15 protein-coding genes are annotated in these 20,385 nt (G+C 73.5%); 4 read left to right on the top strand and 11 right to left on the bottom strand.

The window, feature by feature from the left end:
- Positions 1-218: 218 nt before the first annotated feature.
- The gene (locus AC5WRT_RS29215; protein ID WP_496092335.1) at positions 219-665 is read right to left on the bottom strand and encodes a BlaI/MecI/CopY family transcriptional regulator; all 447 of its coding nucleotides are present in this window, start codon (positions 663-665) and stop codon (positions 219-221) included.
- A gap of 209 nt (positions 666-874) precedes the next feature.
- Between AC5WRT_RS29215 and AC5WRT_RS29210 the strand changes: the two genes are divergently transcribed.
- The gene (locus tag AC5WRT_RS29210; RefSeq protein ID WP_496092311.1) at positions 875-1,213 is read left to right on the top strand and encodes a helix-turn-helix domain-containing protein; all 339 of its coding nucleotides are present in this window, start codon (positions 875-877) and stop codon (positions 1,211-1,213) included.
- Between the two features lie 241 nt (positions 1,214-1,454).
- A complete protein-coding gene (locus tag AC5WRT_RS29205) occupies positions 1,455-1,658 on the top strand; it encodes a cold-shock protein (protein WP_007383480.1) in 204 nt (67 codons plus the stop codon).
- A gap of 122 nt (positions 1,659-1,780) precedes the next feature.
- On the opposite strand, the gene AC5WRT_RS29200 is transcribed toward AC5WRT_RS29205, so the two are convergent.
- The 8 genes from AC5WRT_RS29200 to sigJ form a co-directional block, all read right to left on the bottom strand.
- Positions 1,781-3,490, bottom strand: a complete 1,710-nt coding sequence (locus AC5WRT_RS29200) for a PP2C family protein-serine/threonine phosphatase (protein WP_496092310.1) — start codon at positions 3,488-3,490, stop codon at positions 1,781-1,783.
- A 154-nt stretch (positions 3,491-3,644) separates the two neighbouring features.
- A complete protein-coding gene (locus AC5WRT_RS29195; RefSeq protein WP_496092309.1) occupies positions 3,645-4,343 on the bottom strand; it encodes a GAF and ANTAR domain-containing protein in 699 nt (232 codons plus the stop codon).
- A 124-nt stretch (positions 4,344-4,467) separates the two neighbouring features.
- Positions 4,468-4,695, bottom strand: a complete 228-nt coding sequence (locus tag AC5WRT_RS29190) for a hypothetical protein (protein WP_496092308.1) — start codon at positions 4,693-4,695, stop codon at positions 4,468-4,470.
- Between the two features lie 61 nt (positions 4,696-4,756).
- A complete protein-coding gene (locus tag AC5WRT_RS29185; protein ID WP_496092307.1) occupies positions 4,757-5,974 on the bottom strand; it encodes a S53 family peptidase in 1,218 nt (405 codons plus the stop codon).
- A 262-nt stretch (positions 5,975-6,236) separates the two neighbouring features.
- The gene (locus AC5WRT_RS29180) at positions 6,237-7,844 is read right to left on the bottom strand and encodes an ABC transporter substrate-binding protein (protein ID WP_496100766.1); all 1,608 of its coding nucleotides are present in this window, start codon (positions 7,842-7,844) and stop codon (positions 6,237-6,239) included.
- Positions 7,845-7,849: 5 nt separating this feature from the next.
- Entirely contained in the window at positions 7,850-10,024 is a 2,175-nt protein-coding gene (locus AC5WRT_RS29175; protein ID WP_496092305.1) for a hypothetical protein, read from the bottom strand.
- A gap of 155 nt (positions 10,025-10,179) precedes the next feature.
- Positions 10,180-11,376 carry an NAD(P)/FAD-dependent oxidoreductase gene (locus tag AC5WRT_RS29170; RefSeq protein WP_496092304.1) on the bottom strand — a complete coding sequence of 399 codons (1,197 nt, stop codon included), beginning with the start codon at positions 11,374-11,376 and terminating at the stop codon, positions 10,180-10,182.
- 103 nt (positions 11,377-11,479) lie between these two features.
- The gene (gene sigJ, locus AC5WRT_RS29165) at positions 11,480-12,424 is read right to left on the bottom strand and encodes an RNA polymerase sigma factor SigJ (protein ID WP_496092303.1); all 945 of its coding nucleotides are present in this window, start codon (positions 12,422-12,424) and stop codon (positions 11,480-11,482) included.
- Between the two features lie 536 nt (positions 12,425-12,960).
- On the opposite strand from sigJ, the gene AC5WRT_RS29160 reads away from it, so the two are divergent.
- Complete coding sequence (locus AC5WRT_RS29160) at positions 12,961-13,500, top strand: DUF2269 domain-containing protein (protein WP_496092302.1); 540 nt, start codon at positions 12,961-12,963, stop codon at positions 13,498-13,500.
- Positions 13,501-13,549: 49 nt separating this feature from the next.
- Here AC5WRT_RS29160 and AC5WRT_RS29155 read toward each other — a convergent pair whose 3' ends face one another.
- A complete protein-coding gene (locus AC5WRT_RS29155) occupies positions 13,550-14,323 on the bottom strand; it encodes a VOC family protein (RefSeq protein ID WP_496092301.1) in 774 nt (257 codons plus the stop codon).
- A gap of 191 nt (positions 14,324-14,514) precedes the next feature.
- Here AC5WRT_RS29155 and AC5WRT_RS29150 point away from each other — a divergent pair, with 191 nt between their 5' ends.
- The gene (locus AC5WRT_RS29150) at positions 14,515-15,348 is read left to right on the top strand and encodes an SCO2400 family protein (protein ID WP_496100765.1); all 834 of its coding nucleotides are present in this window, start codon (positions 14,515-14,517) and stop codon (positions 15,346-15,348) included.
- 151 nt (positions 15,349-15,499) lie between these two features.
- On the opposite strand, the gene AC5WRT_RS29145 is transcribed toward AC5WRT_RS29150, so the two are convergent.
- On the bottom strand, positions 15,500-20,320 hold the full coding sequence (locus tag AC5WRT_RS29145) for a DNA repair ATPase (protein ID WP_496100764.1): 4,821 nt from the start codon (positions 20,318-20,320) through the stop codon (positions 15,500-15,502).
- Positions 20,321-20,385 lie beyond the last annotated feature (65 nt).

The raw sequence follows: 20,385 nt of genomic DNA, 5'->3' as shown, positions 1-20,385 counted from the left end.
CCCGCGGCGTACGACGGGCACATCCGTCAGAGGGATCACATCTGTCATGACCAGCCCCTCAGCCCCACCGCAGTCGGCCCCGACCCGGCTCGCGAGCGTCCCCCTCTCCTCGGGCGCCCTCGCCCTCTCCGCCCCTGACGGACGCCTGCGGCACGGCGCCCCCTGCTCGGCAAGCCGCCGCTCGCCGCACTGCGCGGCCGCCGGGCCGGACACCGGGGCTATGCGTGCCGCCTCGCCCACTCGTCCCGCGGGTGGTGCGCGCGACAGATGCCGGGCGGGTGGGATGTGCTCGGGTGGGCGATCGACGCGGCGCACTGGGCCCGTTGCGCGTCGTCGAGCATCCTGAGTTCGGAGACGAAGCGGGTCAGCACCGCCTCGCGGTCGGAGCCGCCCTCCAGCAGCGACTTCATGGCCTGCGCGGTGTGGGAGGCCTCGTCGCGGGCCGGTTCGTAGGCGTATCCGCGGCCCTCGCGGTGCCGGACGAGCATCCCCTTGTCGTACAGCCGGGACAGGGTCGTCAGGACGGTGGTGTAGGCCAGCTCGCCCGGCAGGCGCTCCAGGACCTGTCGGGCGGTCAGCGGGCCGTCGGCCGACCAGAGGGCGGCGAGCACATTGCTCTCGAGCTCGCCGCGGGCCCGCCTGCCGGATGTGCCGCCGTCCCCGATGTCCTTCACCGCTCGCCCTCTCCGCCGCTGCCCGCGGCAACAGGCTACGGCGGCCGGTGCGGCCGAGCGCGGAAATCTGTCACGGCGAGCTCACATCCGCGGGCCCGGCGGCGTTAGGGTTGCCGGACGGGGCCGAGGGTGCCGACGCTGCGCAGCGCGGGTGTCACGCCCGCCCGGGCCCCGCGCCGTGTCCCCGGAATGAAGGTGTCATGCCCGCTGAGAACGCCCCCGGCGCCGACAACCTCGACGACGACGACTACCCCGCCTACACCATGGGCCGGGCGGCGGACGTTCTCGGCATCACTCCCGCCTTCCTGCGGGCCGTGGGCGAGGCCGGCCTGATCACTCCGCTGCGCTCGGAAGGCGGCCACCGACGGTACTCCCGCCGCCAGTTGCGCACCGCCGCACGCGCCCGCGAACTGGTCGACCAGGGCACTCCCATCGAGGCCGCGTGCCGCATCGTCTCGCTCGAGGACCAGCTCGAGGACGCCCATCGTCTGAACCGTGAAATACGCCGGAAGCTGGACGGGCACGACGCGGAAATCTAGTCCCGCGGACACAGAATTACGGACCACGGCCGGGCGAGAATGCTGACACGCTCCTGAAAACGCCCCGAAAAGCGCACGGGCGCCGCCACCCGACCTGTGTTAGCGTGATAGCAGTTGCAGTTTTGGTTGCCAGAGATTTTTCTTTGCAGAGCTTTCCGGATCCTTCCGGAGGGGTGATCATAGCGGCGACTCGGCTCCGTAAAGTGCGGAGTCCGGCACTGCCCCTCAAGGGAGATTCAATATGGCATCTGGCACCGTGAAGTGGTTCAACGCGGAAAAGGGCTTCGGCTTCATCGAGCAGGACGGTGGCGGCGCCGACGTGTTCGCCCACTACTCGAACATCGCCACCAGCGGCTTCCGCGAGCTTCAGGAAGGCCAGAAGGTTACCTTCGACGTCACGCAGGGCCAGAAGGGCCCGCAGGCCGAGAACATCGTTCCCGCCTGACGCTGACGCGAATCGTCGCGAGCCAGTGGTTCGCGCATCGTAGGGCTGGGGCCCGCACTTTCGGAGTGCGGGCCCCAGCTTTTCATATTTTTTTCCGCTCGTTCATGCGGATCCTCGGGCCCTCACCGCCCGGACGGAACACCTTCCGCCCACGAGGGGACGCGGAGGGCGAGGAGGGCGACGTCGTCGAGGCCGGGCGGCTCGGTGCGGCGCAGGAGCTGGTCGGTGAAGGACGGCAGGGGGCGGTGGGCGAGGGCGGCGGCGTGCTGGCGCAGGCGGTTCAGACCCTCGTCGAGAGTGTGGCCGGGTGCCTCGACGAGACCGTCGGTGTAGAGCACGAGAGTGCAGCCCGGCGGGAGGGTCACGGTGGCGTCGGGGCGTGACGCGTGGACTCCGGTGCCCAGCAGCAGGCCGTGGCCGCCGGTGAGGTACTCCGCCAGGCCGTCCCGGGTGACGAGGAGCGGCGGAGGGTGGCCGGCGTTCGTCCAGGACAGCTCCCACCGGTCGTCCTCGGTCCGGGTGATCCGGGCGAGCACGAGGGTGGCCATGGCGACGTCGGTGATGGACGTGATCGCCTCGTCGAGGCGTTCGACGATCCGGCTGGCGGGCCCCTGCTGGGACCAGGCGTAGGCGCGCAGGATGTTGCGCAGCTGGGCCATGCCCGCGGCGGCCTCCAGGTCGTGTCCGAGGACATCGCCCACGGCGAGCGCGGTGGCGCCGTCGGAGAGGGTGAAGGCGTCGTACCAGTCACCGCCGACCTGCGAGGCGTCGGGGGCGGGCAGGTAGCGGACGGTCATCTGCAGACCGGGCACCCTCGGCATCTGGGGCAGCAGATGGTTCTGCATGGTCTCGGCGACGGCCCGCTGGCGCTGGAAGAGGCGGGCATTGTCCAGGGCGAGACCGGCGCGGCGCGCGATGTCCTCGATCAGCGGAAGGTCGGCGACGGTGAAGTGCCCCGGCTGCTTCGCGCGGCCCAGTGTGAGGGCGCCCAGGACGTCGCGAGTGCTGCGGATGGGTGCGATGGCCGCGGAGTGGATGCCGGTCGTCTCGAACAGGCGGCGCTGCTCGACCGCGATGCCGGAGTCCGGGGCGCCCTGGTAGGTCTCGGGCCCGGCCAGCGCGGAGGCGACGCCCCGCAGGGCCCGCGACAGGGGCATCGGAGACTCCTCCGGCACCGGTGGCATGGGCCCTTCGAGGTCCTCGTGGTGCGTCAGGGTGTCGCCGTCCGCCTGGACCACCGCGGTGCGCCACACCTCGTCCCGCTCGGTGATCAGATCGATGACGACCCAGTCCGCCAGGCGCGGCAGCACCAGGGTCACCAGCCGGCGCAGCGCCTCCTCCGTCTCGAGGGTGGACGTCAGCCGGGTGGTGGTCTCGGCGAGCAGGGCGAGCCGCTCGAAGTCGGTCAGCGTGGCGGCCGGGTGATCCGGGAGCGGCCCGGGACCGGGTGCCTGCCGGGGAGCGTGGAAGACGACGAGTGTGCCGGCTCGTCGGTCGCCGAGGTCGTACGGCGTGATCGTCCAGGACACCCGCAGCGGGGTGCCGTCGCCGCGGGCGAAGTAGTCGCCGTCCCCGTGCGCCGGGGTGCCGGCGTGGAACGCCTGCCGCATGTCGCACTGTGTCGTCGGCAGCGGCTGGCCCTGCGGCCCGCAGTGCAGCAGGTCATGGGCGTCCTGCCCGAGGAGTCCGGCGGCGGGTCGGCCGAGCAGCCGCTCCGCGCGGGCGTTGACGGCCACGATCCACCCCTGCTCGTCCGTGACGTACGCGCCGGCCCCGATGGCCTCCAGTGCCGGGCCGAGCCGGGCAGGCGCCGCGTTCCCCGGTTCCGCCATGTCCTCGCCTCCTGGAGATCGGTCGGCCGCCTTGCGCGCCGCGCGTGCGTAAGGGGACCGCGCATCGTTCCCCACCCGGGTGCCCACTTGCCGGGAAGATCCGGCCGCCTCGTGCGGGTGGTTCGTCCGGGACCAGACCGTCGCCCACGCCCGCCTACCTCTCCCCGGGCCCCCCGTGCCCGCGCCGTACGCGCTGGGCCACGTCGCGGAGTTTGACGTTGTGGTGCTGGGAGATGCGGCGCAGCGCGTCGAAGGCGTCGTCCTCGCTGAGTCCGTGGCGTTCCATGAGGATGCCCATGGCCTCACCGATGGCGTGCCGGGTCTCCAGGGCGTGGTTGAGCTGTTCCTCGGTACTGGCACTGGCCAGGGCGACGGCGCAGTGGGACGCCAGCACCCATCCGGCGGTCTCGCTCGCCTCGGTGAAGGCGCCGGGCTGCCGTGCGTACAGGTTCAGGGCGCCGAAGTCCTCGCCCCGGGCGTACAGCAGGAAGCCCATCATGCTGCCCACACCCAGCCGGCGGGCCGCCGGGGCGTACTTCGGCCACTGGGGCTGCGGCCGGGTCAAGTCCGTGATCCGGTAGGTCCGCTCGGCGTCCGGCCGGCGCGCGGCGTCGAAGCAGGGGCCCTCCCGCAGCCACCCCTGGAGCCGGTCGGACTCGACTGCCAGGTCGCCGCAGGCCGAGAGGGTCACCGCCTGCTGCTTGCGGAGGGCCAGCACGCCGGCCGCGTCGCATCCTTCGACGATCTCCACCGCCGAGGAGGCGACGCGGTCCAGCGTCGCCTGCACCGAGTCCTGCTCCAGCAGTTCCCGGGCGAGGACCGCCAGTCGTTCCGCCAGCCTCTCCCAGTCCACCCGTGCCACCCTCCTCGATCCGGCAGGCCCGGCCGTGCCTTCGACGCGTCAGGGGCCCGGCCGCCCGGTGTCCGGGTTCCGGGCCCTTCCGGAGCGCCTCTCGCGGGCGGCGGGCCGGTGGAAGTCACCTGCCCCGTCCCTCCGAACCTAGTCGGACCGGCAGGACGGTGCAGGTCGTGGTGGTGGGGGCGATGAGCCCGCCCTGCTCGTCGAGCACCCTGCCCCCGGCTGTCGCGGCACGGCGGACGACGTGGACGACGGCGCCGGTGGCGGTGCGGGGCCGGCCGTCGGTGCGGGCGACGCGGATGTCGACCTCGGGTCCGAGGGCCGTGCCGGCTCGGGGCGGACCCACAGGTGAAGCCCCTGGCCAGTTCGCCAGGGGCTTCACGCGTCGGATCCGTGCGTCCGGACGGTCAGCCGGTGAAGGCCGCCGTGCCGTTCGGGACGCCGAGGCCGGACGGGCCGTCGTACCCGGTGGTGCCGGTGCACAGGTACGACCCGCCGCAGCTGCCGTTGGAGCCGCTCGTCACGTCGTACAGCGCCGAGGTGTGCGCGTACGGGAAGGACGACGGGTAGGAGCCGGAGGACGGGGCGCCGCCGAGCGCGTAGGTCGCCGCGATCAGCGGGGACGAGGCGCTGGTGCCGCCGAAGACCATCCAGCCGCTGCCCTGGCCGTAGGTGTCGTACACCGCGACGCCGGTGTTGGGGTCGGCGACCGCCGAGACGTCCGCGACCGTGCGGTTGGCGCAGCCGGAGTCCTTCTGCCAGCTGGGCTTGGCGTCGTAGGAGGAGCAGCCGGAGCCGGCTCCGCTCCACACCGTGTCCGTCCAGCCACGCGTGTTGGAGGCGGTCTTCAGGGACGTACCGCCCACCGCCGTCACGTACTTGGAGGCCGCCGGATACTCCACGCCGTAGCCGTTGTCCCCGGAGGAGACGGTGATGGCCACGCCCGGGTGGTCGAAGTAGGTGGAGTCGTACGTCGAGTCGCTGGAGGACTCGGAGCCGCCGTAGCTGTTGGAGACGAACTTGGCACCCAGGTTCACGGCGGTGTTCACGGCCGTGCCCAGGTTGGTCATGCTGGCGGAGCTGGCCTCCACCAGAAGGATCTTGCAGTTCGGGCAGGCCGCGCTGACCATGTCGAGGTCGAGCGAGATCTCCTCGGCCCAGCCGGAGTTGCCGTGCGGGTACTTGGTGCCGCCGTTCTGGTCCACCTTCTTGAAGCAGCCGTTGGCCGTGGTGCAGGCGGACAGGCCGTACTGCGAGCGGTAGGTGGCCAGGTTCGACTCGGCGTTCGGGTCGTCGTAGGCGTCGACGATGGCCACGGTCTGGCCGGAACCGCCGGTTGCCGAGGGCAGGTTGTACGCCGCCTGCAGCGAGGCGGGTCCGTAGCCGGCGGGCGCGGCGGCCGCCGTCAGGTCACTCTCGGCGTGCGCCGAGCGGGGGGTGCCCCCGGTGACCTGGAGGGCGTTGCAGGCCATCTGGTCCTTCTGCGTCGGGGCCGCGCAGGAGTGCGCGACGGTGACGCCGTGAGCCGGGGAAGTGGCCTGGGCCGCCTGGCCGACCGGGGCGGCCAGGGCGAGGGCTGCCGTGGCCAGCGTGGCGACAGCGGTGAGGGAAACGGTTCTGCGCAACGTACGTCCTCCACGAGTGGGGTGAACCGGGAAGAGCTGTGGGGGGTGCGCGGCGGTACGACCCCGGCCGAGGGTGTGCGCCGAGGTCGCGCAGAACCTACGGATGTCGGGCCCACGTCAACAAGATGAAGATCGAACAGAAATCATTCCTTTGCCGTTTCCGGGGAGTTCATGTCCTGTCGATGGACAAGTCATGGCCGAGAATCGCCCCGACCATGACTTGACTCGTACCTGCTGCGGGCCGGCAAGCCGCCGGCACCGGTCACGGCGTACGGCTCGGGATCATGCAGTTCTTCTGCTGCGGCCGGCCCTGGGGCCAGCCCAGGCCGACGAACCTCAGGTCGCCCTCGCCCTGCCGGCCCGGGTCCAGTTCGACCACCGCGACCGGTTTGTCGTACGGATTGCCCGCGCTGGTCAGGCAGATCAGGCCGCTCGTGCCCGGGATCCGGTGCCGCGACTGGAGTTTCGACCACTCCCGGCCCACGTCCTCCAGGCCGGGCGCGGAAGAACCGTCCTGCACCTGGTGCAGCGCCGTGCCGATGGTCACCATGCCGTCGTACACGAGCATCGTGCGGGAGTCCCGCAGATCGGGGGCGGAGCCGAGATCGGAGCTCTTCGTGGAGCGGATCAGGCTCTGCAGGCCGTCCAGGGCCGCCTTGGGCTCGGTGAGGTACTGGGGCAGGTCGGAGGGGGCCGGCTTGCGGTGGTGGGTCGCGGTCCACTGCCGGGCCCAGGCGGTCAGTTCGGTGCTCCAGGCGTCCGGGTGCGCGGGGGCGGCGTACTGCACCGTCACCTTCGCCGTGCCACCCGCGCCGCGCAGTTGCTGCCAGTCCCTTTCCGTCATGCTCTGCTGCAGCGAGGCCGCGTCGGAGCCGCTGATGATGGTGTAGTGCCGGTTCTGACAGCCCAGCTGGGCCAGTTTGAGGGCGAACAGGCGCAGGTGCAGGGTGCGGCCCGCGAAGTACACGGTGTCCGCGTCGGTGTCGCAGATGTTGTTGGCGATCTGGGTGAACTGGTTGCCCGTCGAGCCCGCTTCGTCGATCGCCGGGGAGGTGAAGGGCATCGCGGCGGGACCGGGCGGGCCCTGCTCCTTGATCCCGCCGAACGCCTTCGCCAGCGACTCGTCGTAGCTGTCGGGGCGGGTGTCGTAGACCAGCACCGTCCTGCTGTCCCGGCGGCCCCGTGCACCGTTGAAGTCGGCCAGCGCCTGTGCCACGTCGTGGTTCGTGGGGATGATCCGGGCCAGTCCGGGGAACCGCGCCTCGGCCATGCCGTCCGCCGTGTCCTGGTTCGCTATCTGGTCACCGGAGATGCGGGAGGCGAGCACCGGGATCTTGTGCGCCGTCAGCCGGCTCACGGCCTGCCGCGTCGCGTCCAGGCTGAGGTTGAAGCCGGTGACGGCGCGCAGCCGGTCCTTGGCCGAGCCGGCCATGCGGATCAGGGTGTCCACCACCGTGGACTGGTGCGCGTAGTCCCGTCCGGGGTTGGCCAGCACCAGGCGGATCCTCGGCGGTTCGCCCTCACCGCCGTTGGCCGCCAGCTGACCCAGGTACGCCCCCTGGAGGTCGCTGCGCATCTCCCGGCGCAGCGCGGGCACGTCCGACTGGAGCGGCAGCATCATCGCCACGGTCACATGGGGCTGGCCCTCGATCCGCTCGTTCTCCCGGGCGATGGCACGGGCCACCGCGGTGATCTCCGGGGTGCCGAAGTCGTAGCCCGACCCGTTCACGCCGATGCACTCGCCGCCGATCCGCTCGATCCCGCCGGTGCAGGTGTCCGGTCTGCCGATGACGGACCAGCCGAACATGCCGCCCGCCACGACCGCCGCCGTGACCAGCAGCGCGTAGAGGATCTTCCGCCATCTCGGCATCGCCGTTACCTCCTTCGCCCGAGCTGATCGGTGCAGGCGCAGCGCAGCAACGGCTGCTCGTTCTCCGCCAGGCCGCTCCAGTCGGTGGCCGTCCTGCCCAGCTCCCCGGCGCCGTCGAACTCCATGATCGACAGCAAATCCAGCAGCTTGGCGAGCGTGCGGGCGGTCTCCCGTCCGGTCGGTCTGGTCCGCTCCTCGCACAGCCACACCGCGTGCAGTAGCTGGTCGACGGTGCGACGCAGCGCCGGTCCGTCCACCGCCACCAGGCCCTCGGCGCGCTGCCGCCGGGTGTCCGCCCCGCCGGGATACGGCGCCTGGGCGATCTCCAGCAGTTCCGCGCACCACTGCCGGGGCCGGCCGGGCAGCGTGGCGGCCAGGTGGCGCACCACGTCGTCCACGCCGCCGGAGACCAGGTGGTGGTTCATCCGGTGCGCCACGACCGAACGGAACGCCCCGCCGTCGGAGGCCTCCTGCTCCGCCGCGCGCCGGGTGTAGTGGTCGCGCAGCAGATGGTGGTCGGCGTACCAGGCGGCGCCGTCGGGGCGCAGCCCGTACAGCCGGTGCACCAGCAGCTGGCGCAGCCCGAAGTCCCCGATGAAGTGCCGCTCGCAGCGCGGCCATCCGGTGTCGGTGAGCAGCTGGGAGACGTGATGTGCGGTCAGCCGGTGCACGCGGCCCGACTGGTGGTGGCGGAGCAGGACGCCCGCGCACTCCGCGTCGTGTGCCACGGACAGATGGGTGAGCAGGTCCAGCCACTGGTCGTGGTGCTCGGCCGGCAGCTGTACCGGCAGCTGCTCCAGGACCAGTTCGTCCAGCAGGACGTCCGCCACGGGCCGCTCGTCCTCGCCGTCACCCGGGAGCCGGAGCGGGGCGTCCAGGATGTCCCGGTCGTTGGCGTCGGCCGCCATCCGGAAGGCGGCGGACGCGGCGGCCAGCCGGATCACCATGTGCGGCCGGCCGCCGCTGAGCCGGGCCACGGCCGCGTCGACACGTCGGCGGCTCGTGCCGCCCTCCGGCTCGGCGCGCCGGTGTCTGCGCTCGGTCTCCCGGCGGATCTGGTCACCGGTGAGCAGCGGCATCCGCAGCAGGAGCACGCCGTCGGCCAGCGGCGCCCGGTCCGTTCCCGCATCCGGGCGCCGGATCCATGCGGCCGGGATCCGGTCGGCGGCCCGGAACTCCGCCGGGGGTGGCACGTCACCCGGTGGCAGGCCGCCGTACAGGAAGGCTCCGCCGTCCGCCCGGCGGGCCGTGCCGACGACCACCACCCGGTCGCGCTGCCCGCCCCGGCGGTCCCTGAGCACGGCCCGCAGCAGCTGCTCACCGAGCGGTGTCTCGGCGCGGTCCAGCAGCAGCGCCGGCCGGCCGACCCGGAGCAGCCAGCCCGACGCGCCCGTGTACGACGCCTCCAGGTCCTCGCGCAGCGCCCGGAAGAGGAAGCTCTCCGCCAGCTCCCGGTCCTCGCCCCCCGCCTGGAAGTCGGAGGCGAGGTCGCGCAGCCCGTGTTCGGGCTGGCCACCGGCGCCCGGGTAGGCGCCGTAGATCCGCGCCAGTTCGGTCCGGCCCCTGGGGGGCAGGCTCGCGAAGATGGCGTCCAGCAGGGCGGTGCTCACCGAGGCCGCGTACGGGTCGAGCGTCTGCGCGGACAGGGTGGTCAGCAGGTTCCGGATGGCCGCGCGCAGCGCGCCCCGCCAGAAGTCGCCGGTGGCCAGGACCCGGCGGTGCCTCTGGGGTAACGCCTCGTACCGTTCGACCTCGGCGGCGATCGCGTCGGGAGTGCCCTCGGTGACTCCGGTCGCGATCATCGCGAGGCCTGCGTAGAGCCGGGGGAAGGTGAACGAGCCGCCCGGGCCCTGCCAGGTGGCGAGCCGCCGGGCGGCCTCGACCAGGGTTTCGGTCGCGGCCGAGCGGGCATGCGGTTCGGGCTCGGCCCGGTCCGCGTGCACCGGCGAACCGCAGTCCAGGTGGATCACCGGCACCTTGGCGGCGAACCGGTCCCGCACGGCGCGCAGCAGCCGGCCCTTGCCCATGCCGGGACCGCCGGTGAGCAGCACCACGGGAAGGTCGGGGCCGTACAACGGGACGCGTCCGGCGCCCGACGGTGAGCGCCCGAGCAGACGCGCGAAGAACCCCTCCTCACCGAGGAGTCTTTCCGACCCCAGGTCCTCACACGGATCCCCCATGCATGCTCTCCCGCCCAGAGCTGGTGATCGTTGTGGTGGAAGGAGATTAGTGGAACATAGGGCCCTGTGTACGGACAACGGTGCTTGTGGGGAAGGAACTTGGTCGAAGGCCGCTCCGGGCCCCGGGAGCGTGCCGGGGCTTCGCGCGGCGCGGGTCAGGCCGACGTCGCGACCGGCGCGCTCTTCGCGTCCTGCTGCCGTACGACGGGGCGGCGGCGGGTCGGCAGGACGGTGGGGTTGGCGACGCCCCAGGCCGCGGCCTTGCAGACCAGTTCCTTGTAGCGGGCGGCGGTCCGGCCCGTCAGGGCCGCGCGGACGGCGCGGTCGTCGGCGGTGACGTACTGGATCAGCCCCTCCTTGCGGCCCAGCGAGATGCACTGGTTGAAGTAGCGCAGCGGCACCTCGGGGAGCTTGCCGCCGGTCAGCCGGGCCGCGATGGCGTCGGCGGCCTGCCAGGCGGAGGGGACTCCCGAGGCGCAGGACATCCGCAGCGGCTTGTCGCCGGGGCCCATGGCCATGGCCGCGTCGCCGACGGCGTACACGTCCGGGTGGGAGACCGAGCGCATGGTGCGGTCGACCACGATGCGACCGGCGTCGGTGACCTCCAGGGCGGTGGCCCGCGCGATCGGGTGGGCGGCGAAGCCGGTGGTCCACACGGTGACCGCCGACGGCACGGCGCCGCCGTCGGCCGTGGTGACGCGGCCGGTCTCGACGGCGGTGACGACGGTGTGCTCGTGCACGGTGATGCCGAGCCGGTCGAAGACCTTCCGCAGGTGCCGGCGGCCCTTGGAGGAGAGCCAGTCGCCGAGGCCGGCGCGGGCTGCGAGGGCGACGTCGAGGTCCGGGCGGGCCTCGGCGATCTCGGTCGCGGCCTCCAGGCCGGTGAGACCGCCGCCGACCACGAGCACGGGCTCCCCGGCGGTCAGGCCGGCCAGCCGCTCGCGCAGCCGCAGCGCTCCGGGCCGGGAGGCGATCTGGTGGCCGTGCTCGGCGACGCCGGGGACACCCTGGTCGTGCCAGCCGCTGCCGAGGGCGTACACGAGGGTGTCGTACGGCAGTCCCTGCCTGCCGTCGTCCGCGTCGAGGACGGCGACGGTCCTGCGGTCCACGTCCACGCCGGTGACCCTGCCGAGCGACAGCTCCACGCCGGTGCCCGCGAACATCTCGCGGAACGGGCGGGCCTTGAGCGACTGGCCGGCCGCGAGCTGGTGCAGCCGGACACGTTCCACGAAGTCCGGTTCGGCGTTGACGAGGGTGACGGTGACGTCCTCGGGACGCAGCCGCCTGGCGAGGCGCCCGGCGGCGACGGCTCCGGTGTATCCGGCTCCGAGGACGACGATGCGATGCTGCATTTCCCGGCTCCTGTCTGCTGCTGTCTTCAGCGGGCTCGGCCCTTGAACCGGGCGGCCCGCCGTTTCCTGACAGGAACCGGGTGTGAAGCAGCTCACATCGAGATCAGAACACGCTGAGCAGGGGTTCGCCGTGGTCGCCGGCCGCCCACCGCCGCGTCGCGCGCTCCAGCTTGTCGGGGTTGACCTGGTTGCGGAACGCGGCGATGCCCTCGGCGGTGATCTCCAGGCACATGACGCCGACGACCCGGCCGTCGACGACCGCGACGAGGGCGGGTTCGCCGTTGGCCGTCGTGGCGTAGACCTCGGCCGTGCCGCCGACCAGGTCACGCTTGGCCCTGCCGGGCCTGAACAGGCCCCGCATGAAGGTGGCGACCGCGAGAGCGCCCTCGAACGCCTTGGCGCGGGCCGGCACCTTGCCGCCACCGTCGCCGATCGCGACGGCGTCCTCGGTGAGCAGCCGGACGAGCGGCTCGGTGCGGCCGCTGGTGGCGGCCGCGAGGAACTCCTCGACGATCCGCCGCGCGGCGGCCCGGTCGACCTCGCGGCGGGTCCTGCCGTCGGCGACGTGCTGCTTGGCGCGGTGGAAGATCTGCTGGCTGGCGGCCTCGGTGATGTCGAGGATCCCGGCGATCTCCCGGTGCGGGTGGCCGAAGGCCTCCCGCAGCACGTACACCGCCCGCTCGTTCGGCGAGAGCCGCTCCAGCAGGGTGAGAAGCGCGTACGACACCGATTCGCGCTGTTCGGCGGTGTCGGCGGGCCCGAGCATCGGGTCCCCGGCGAGCAGCGGCTCGGGCAGCCACTGGCCCACATAGGTCTCGCGCCGGGCGCGGGCCGACGTGAGCTGGCTGAGGCACAGGTTGGTGAGCACTTTCGTCAGCCAGGCCTCGGGGACCTCGATGCGCCCGGTGTCGGCGGCCTGCCAGCGCAGGAACGTCTCCTGCACGGCGTCCTCGGCCTCGCTCGCGGAGCCGAGCAGCCGGTAGGCGACGGCCTCCAGGCGGGGCCTGGACGCCTCGAACCTGTCCACGTCGCTCATGCTCATGGCCATGCCCGGGATCCTAGTGCCGCGGCAGGCAACGTTTGCCCGTCGAGGAGCGGCGTCCGGTGCGTGCTCTCGGCGTGCCGGGTGCAAGCCCTCGTACTGGATGTACGTGGGTTTGTGCCCGGTGCGGCGAGTGGGGGCACCTCCCACGCACTTGAGGCGGTGGGGGGAGCGTGCCGGGCGTCGCGACGGGGCGAACGTTGCCCGTTGCGGCACCAGCTGCCCGGTCCGGTGACGTCCTCGACGCGCGGCGCGCCGCACCGGGACCGCAGGCTCCGGCGCGCGGAGTGACGGCGCTCGCTCAGCGGCGACAGGACGGTATGCGATGACCGACAGGGCTCGCCGGAAAAGGCGTTCGAACACTGGGTGAACGAATCCCGGTCCGGGCAGGGCCGGAGGGAACCGGGACGGCTCTCGGGTGGTGCGCGAGGGTCGCGTACTCGGCTCGGAGCAGTGGACGTTGCTCCTCCCGTCGGACGCGTCGGGCCGGTGCGGCGGGCGAGTCTGGTGGTGCGACCGCAGTCGGACCTGGAGGAGACGAAGTGAGCCGTCGACTGTCACCGAGGGCCCGCAAGAGCTGGGTCGTCGTCCATGTGGTCGCCTCGGTCGGCTGGCTGGCGCTGATGCTCTGCCTGCTCACCCTCGGGATCACGGCCCTGGCGACGGACGACGCCGGCACCCTGCGGACCGCGTACCGGGCGATGGGCATGCTGGGTGACGCGCTGATCGTCCCGCTGAGCCTGCTCACCCTGCTCAGCGGGGTGGTGCTGGGCCTCGGCACCCCCTGGGGCCTGTTCCGCCACTACTGGGTCGCCACCAAGTTCTGGCTGACCCTCGCCGCGACGGCGGCCTCGCTCTTCGCCCTCACGGCACGGCTGCACGACGCGGTGCACGCCGTGGACCGGCATCCGGACGGATCGATCGCGGTCATGCACCTGGGCTTCGTCCGCTACAACACGGTGATCGTGCCGGCCGTCGCGCTGCTGCTGTATCTGGCGATGGTCGTGCTGTCCGTCTTCAAGCCGTGGGGACGTCGGCCCACCGCACCGGCGCGGGACGCCCTCCTGCGCGCCGGAGGATGAGCGACGCCTGGACGGCTCCCGGCCCGCGACGGCGGCACGCCCCTCCCCCTCACGTCTGGCGCGGGTTCGGCCTGAGGACGGCGAACAGGGCCTCGGCCGGGTCGGTGAGCCAGGCGACGCGGCCGACGTCGGGGATGTTCGCCGCCGGCATGACGACCGAGCCGCCGCTCGCGGCCGTCGCGGTGACGGTCGCGTCGACGTCGGTCACCGCGAAGTACGGCACCCAGCGCGGAGCCTCCCGCTCGTCGCGCAGCGGGGCCACGCCGCCGAAGGAACCCTCCTGCTGGTCGCCCTCCGCGACGCTGAGCACCTGATACGTCATGCCCGGACCGTGCATCTGCTGGGTACGCCAGCCGAACAGCCCGCGGTAGAAGCCGATGGCCGCCTCCGGGTCGCCGACGTGCAGTTCCACCCACACCAGGGCGCCCTCCTGCGACGCCCGTTCCAGACCCTGCCCGGACTGCAGCACCGCGAACCGCGCGCCCGGGGGATCGGTGAACTGGGCGAAGATGGCCTCGCCCATGCTCGTCGGCTCGGTGCGCACCGTGCCGCCGGCGTCGGTCACCGCCTGGGCGGTGGCCCGGGCGTCGTGGGTGCGGAAGTACGTCATCCAGGCGGATCTCGCTCCCGGCTCGGTCAGCGGGCCGAGTCCGGCAACCGTGCCGCCGTTGCGCCGGAAGAGACCGTAGCCGCCGCCCTCCGGCCCCGCGGAGGCGAATTCCCAGCCGAGGACGGCACCGTAGAAGGCGGCGGCCGCCCGGGTGTCGGGACTGCCGAGGTCGATCCAGTTGGGCGATCCGGTGCGGAACTCTGTGCCGAGCATGCGTTTCCTCCTGCCGGTCCGGTGCGGAAGCCGCCCGCCACTATGCCGACGGTGCCGCCCGGGCACGGCCGGGACACGGGAAAAGAACCCCAGGAATCTGCGCAGGAGTGCCACACGGGCTGCACACAGCCTTTCGAAAGGCTCGTTAGCGTGACGGACGCCCGCTCCCCCTGTACTCAGGAAGACCACAGATGGACTACTGCTCCTCGTGCCGCAGGCACCTCAACGGCGCCCTGGTCTGCCCGGGGTGCGGTGCCTACGCCCCGGACATAGCCCCGCCCCGCGCCGCCGCCCACTCCACGGTGCCGTCAGTCGCGCCCCTCACCGACGACTGGTCCGGCGCCGAACGGCCGTCCGGCGCGGCCGGTTTCGACACCAGGGGCGCGGCCGATGTCACGGACGCCCCGCGCGCTCCCCAGGGCCGCGCCGCTCGCCGCCGGCAGCTGGCGCGCTGGAAGAAGAACCAGCGCCGGGCCGTGGTGGCGACCGCCGTCGCACTCGTCGGCGGCGGGCTGACACTCGCCTCGATGGACCGCGGCAGCGGTGACAAGGCGCAGGCGGCCGCCGCGCCGGACCACCGGAGCATGGGCCTCACCGAGGACCCGCCGGCAGCGCCGAGCCTGCCGGCGTCCGCGCCGTCCTCGCCCGCCGCCACCCACCGCCCCACCCCGGCCACGCCGACGGCACACACTCCCGCCGCCGACGTTCCCCGCCGGCAGTCCGTCGCCCCGGCGCCCCGCACGGTCCAGTCCGCCGGCCGGCCGCACACCGCCGCGGTGGCCCCGCACCAGGCCGCCTCCGCGTCACCGGCAACCCCGGTCGTCCCGCAGCCGCACGGCACGACGTCGTCGTCCGGCACGGGCACCGCCACCGGCACCGGCACCGGCACCGGCACCGGCACCGGTTCCTCGGGTACGACGACCCAGCCGGCCCCGGGCACCGGCGGCACCACCGCGTCCACACCGTCCCCGTCGCAGACCTCGTCGTCCGGCCAGCTCTGCCTGGTCCTGCTCTGCCTGGGCTGATCCCGACGCACCTGCCGGACCGACGCGACCCGCCCGCCCCTGCCTCACTCGCGGTACCGGCGTGCCGTGCGCCGGTCCCTGCGGACCAGGACCGCCGTGATCAGCGCCACGAACACGCACGCGGCCGTCAGGGGCACGAGGAAGCAGACCATCAGAGGTCGCGTCCGGCGTCCCGAGCGCGGGTGATCGCGGATTCGACCGCCGCGATCCGGTCCGCGAGCAGGCCCAGGGCCGCCACCGCGCGGCTCACCGGGTCCTCGTCGGGGCCGCCGAGGGTGCGGGCGCGGACGTGGGCGGTCTTCACCTCGGTCCAGCGGGCTGCCTGCGCCTCGGTCAGTGTGCCGCGCAGCGCGGCCAGTTTGAGCAGATTGGCCTCGGCGCCCGTGGTCAGGGTCTGGGCCTCGGCCGTGTAGTGGTCGTCGACGACGGCCTCACGCTCGGTGTCGTTCATGACCGGCCGCAGCCGCTGCGCGATCTTGTTCATGTCCCGGTAGGAACCCTGGAGCCGGAAGGGCGGCTCGGTGCGGGCGGCCTCCGACTGGGCGGCGGAGGCGATGTAGGCCGCGTTGACCGCGAGCACGGTCTCGCGGACCGCCGTCAGATGGCGCAGCACCGCCAGCACGGCGTTCAGTTCGGCCGCCGGCATCGGGTGGGCGAGGCGGTCGGCGCGGGCCGTGGGATCGGCCGCCGCCAGCCGGACCAGCAGGTCCAGGTCGGCCCGGTCGCGGGCGGCGAGCGGGGCGAGCACCGGGTTGGCGGTGAGGGCGTTCTCCACGAAGCTGAGCGCGAAGACCTCCTCCTTGCCGGTGAGGACGTCGCCGAGGTTCCACACGTCGGCGCGGTTGGCGAGCATGTCGGGGATGCGGAAGCGTTCCCCGGACTCGGTGTAGGGGTTCCCGGCCATGCAGACCGCGAAGCGCTTGCCGCGCAGGTCGTGGGTGCGAGGTTCGCCGTCCCACACGCCGTCCACGCGCCGGGTGGCGTCGCACAGCGGGATGAACTTCTGCAGCAGCTCGGGCGAGGTGTGCTGGATGTCGTCCAGGTACAGGAGCGTGTTGTTGCCGGCCGCCAGCGCGAAGTTGATCTTCTCGATCTCGCGGCGGGCGGTGGCGTTCGGGGCGTCGGCCGGATCCAGCGAGGTGACGCTGTGGCCGAGCGCCGGGCCGCTGACCCTGACCAGCATCAGGCCGAGCCGGTCGGCGACGTACTCCATGAGCGTCGTCTTGCCGTAGCCGGGCGGGGAGACGAGGAGGAGCAGGCCGCCGGTGTCGGTGCGCCTGGTCTCGCCCGTGGTGCCGAGCTGGCGGGCGAGGCTGTCGCCGATCAGGGGGAGGTACACCTCGTCGACCAGGCGGCCCCGGACGAACGCCGGCATCACGCGGGGGCGGTGGTCGTCCAGGTGCAGGCGGTCGCGTTCGGCCGCCACCAGGGCCGTACGGCGGCGCTGGTAGGCGCGGAAGGCGGGCACCTCCTCGGCGGCGAAACGGGCCGTGCGGGCCAGGAACTCGTCCAGGCGCAGGGGAAGTCGGCCGCCCGTCACACGCGGGTGGGTGCCGAGCAGGCCCTCCGCCGTGGCGGTGAGCGGGGCGTCGCCGTCGTAGCGGGCCAGGTCCGGGCAGAGTTCCGTGGCGACCGCCTCGGCCAGCTCGCCGGGCGAGGCCTCGGTGCCGGTGGCGGTGGCGTACGCGGCGAGCCAGGCGTGCACCACCTGCCGACGCGCGGCCAGGTCCGTCAGTCCCCCCAGATCACCACGGTAACTCCCGCCCGCGTGCCGGAACTTCTCCAGCAGCGTGCGCGCCGCGGTCCCGAGGACGAAGCCGTCCGGGCCACCGGTCAGCTCCTCGAAGAGGTACGCGGCGGCCGGACCGCCCGCCTGCGACGCGTCCCATTCCCCGATCGCCCCGGCCAGCTCCCGCTCGAGCTCCCCGATGGCCGGTACGGTGCCGAAGGCGTCCCGGGCCCGCGCCAGCGACACCGCTCGCCTGGCCCACGCGGTGCGGGCCTCCCCCGTCGTGCCGTGCGTCCAGAACAGCTGGGCGGCGGCCCGCGCGGCGGGCTCGTGGCGCAGGCTGCCGGCGCCCTCGTACAGCGGCAGCAGGGCCTGGAGGACGAGCGTCGCGTCGTGGTCGTGGACACCGCGCTCGTAACCCTCGTCGTACGACTCCTGCGCCGCCCGGCGGACCAGGTCCGGCAGGTCGTCGGCGGCGGCGAGGGCGGCCGGGCCGTGCTCGGCGAGCAGGCGGGCGGCGAGGTGCTCGGCGCGGTACACCTCGGGCGACTCGGAGGGCAGGCGGCGGTCCCAGTAGGGGCGGTACGCGGCGAAGTCCGGGTCGGCGACCGGGGCCCGGTAGTCGGTGCCGGTGACGGCGAAGGCCAGGGTGTCGCCGTGCGGGACGAGGGTGAGGTCGAGCGGCTGGGTGTTGACGGCGAAGCGGTGGCCGCCGAGCAGCAGGGTGCGGCCGTCCTCGTCGTACAGGTCGGCGCGGTCGCGCAGGGCGCGGGCGGCCTCCTGGCGGGCCGCCTTCAGCCGGCCGTCCAGTTCCTCGGCGCGCACGCTGTCACCGAGGGCGCGCAGTTCGTCGGCGGTGCGGCGAACCTTGGCGACCAGCGGGTCGGAGGCGAAGTAGGTGCTGACCGCTTCGCCGTCGGCCAGGCCGGCCGCCCGGCGTCCGACCGACTCCAGCATGCGGCCCGCCGAGAGAGCGAGCTGCTCGGCGCGGCGGGCGCGGGCGTCGGTGAGGGACTGCTTGCGGACGGCGAACGCCTCGTAGATCTCGGTGCGCCGGTCGGCCAGCTCGGCGAGGAAGTCGTCGAACTCGGCGAACCGGCCGTCCAGGTCCTCCAACCGTGCGAGGACGGCGGCCAGTCGGTCGTCGCACTCCTCGGGCGTGCCGGACCCGGCGAGCGCGGCGGTGACGGCCTGGGCCAGCAGCGCGGTCTCGGCGGCGAACTCGGCCCGGCCCTCGCTGTCCTGGAGGGCGCGGCGGCGGCCGTCGAGGGTGGCGCGGGCTCGGTTGACGCCGCCCAGCACCTCGGCGATCCGCTCCAGCACGGCCGTACGGACGGTGGCGTCGGCGATGTCGAGGCCGGTGACGACCTCGGTGACGGTGCGCAGTCCGCCGGCGAGTTCGTCGAGCCGCGCGGCGACCGGCCGGGCGCCGGCCACCGTCTCGACGGCCGCCGCCTCCCCGACCAGCCGCTCGACCTCCGCCTGCTGGACGGCGAAGGCGTCCTCGCGCGCCAGGAACTGCACCGCGCGCCGCCCGAATCCGGCGAGGTCGGCCTCCACCCCCCCGGCCAGTTCCGCCAGCCGGGCGGCGTCGACGTACCGCAGCTCCCGCAGCGTGAGCAGGTGCCCGTGCGCCTGCCGGAGCTCGGTCAGGCCGCGCACCCAGACGGCGGCCTCGCGCGGGGCCTCGCCGCGCAGTCGGCGCACCACGGCCGCGATCCGCGCCTCGGCGTCGTCGAGCGCGTCGGCGGCCTGCCGGGTCAGCTCCCGTACGGTCTCGAACTCGCCCAGCACCTGCTCGGCGGTCGCCCGTACCTCACGCAACGGACCTGCCAGAGCGCTCAGTTCGGGCTCGTCGAGCCAGTGATGCGCATCGGCGGCGCGTACGCACGCGGCGGTGAGCGCCCGGTACCCCTCGCTGGTCTCGATGCCGTCGGCCACCAGCCGGGCCACGGACAGGCAGTCGGCGAGCCCGCGCACGAGATCGGCGTTGCCCACCCGGGCGAAAGCGCCGGTGCCGGTGCGCAGCGCGGCGGCGTGCGTGTCGGAGACGTACGGCGAGGTCCACCACTGCACCGGATGGGTGTGCGCGGGCTCGTCGCCCGCGGCCCGCAGCACGGCGAGCGCGCCGTCCTCGAACAGCGCCCAGCCCCGGCACGGCAGCGGGGTCGCGACCTCCTTGCGCAGGGTGTTGTACGACAGCAGCAGCGCGCGCCCCTCGGCGCGGGACCGGAACGCGTACAGCACGTCCTCGCCGTTGGGCGCGCGCACCTCCCGCTCGAACTCCAGCCCGGCCACGTCGAGGTCGTACGTCTTGTGGGTGCCCCCCGCGAGGCAGTACCCGCCGGGAAAGACGATCCCCTGCTCCTCGGGCAGCCGCCGGCACGCCTGCCCGATGCCGTCGAGCCGGACCACCGCCCGGGTCAGGGTGTCGAAGACCAGGTAGCGGTCGTCGTCCTCCTTGTACGGGCGCACCCGCAGCAGCACCAGCGCGCCCACGCGGGCGTGGGCGACCACCGCGTCCGCGAGGGACTGCAGCAGCTCCTGCACGGGCTCGGCGTGCAGTTCCTCCCCTTCCGGGGTGCGCACGGTGAGGGAACCGCCGACGGTCGACACCCCGAGCCCGCCGGGGACGGCGACGTACGGGCCGCCGCGTTCGAGGACGTGGTCCTCACGGGTGGTCTCCGTCCAGGTGAGGTCCTGGGCGGGCGGGAAGACGTCGTCGCGGTCACCGCGCGCGTCCAGGAAGGCGACGCCGCCGTCCTCGGCGACGCTCCAGCGCAGCACGCGGACGTCCTCGGCCTTCTCCCCGGTGCGGAACACCGCGAGCACGCGGCCGTCGGCCCGGCGCAGCCGCAGCAGGGCCGCCTGCCGGTAGTAGCGGTGCAGGGCCGTGAACTCCTTGACGAACGCCGGGTCGTCGAGGAGGCCGGGGACCGCGTGCTGGGGCAGCCGCTCGCCGTCCCGGCCGTACAGCGCGAGTACGTCGGTGGCTCCGCCGGTTCCGCCGAAGAGCAGGGTGTTCCCCACGGCCACGATGTCGCCCGGGACGCAGGGGTGCTCGGTGCGGAGCCTGGCGGTGGCCGCGAGGTCCAGCCGGGCCGAGCCGAACTCCTCGGCCCTGTGGGCGTTCAGCGTCCGCGCCCGCCGGGCCAGCTCGGCCGCCTGCGCGGCGAGCCGGTCGCGGAGCACCTCGTAGGTGCCGACGTCCACGCCTGCCTGCGGTGCCTCAGCGGTGGGCATGGCGAGTGCTTCCTTTCGTGGCTGTGCGGCTGACAGCTCGGGGCTGCGCGTCGAATACCGGGTGC

Source organism: Streptomyces sp. NTD91 (assembly GCF_059510455.1).
This window is presented reverse-complemented; position numbering and strand designations above follow the sequence as displayed.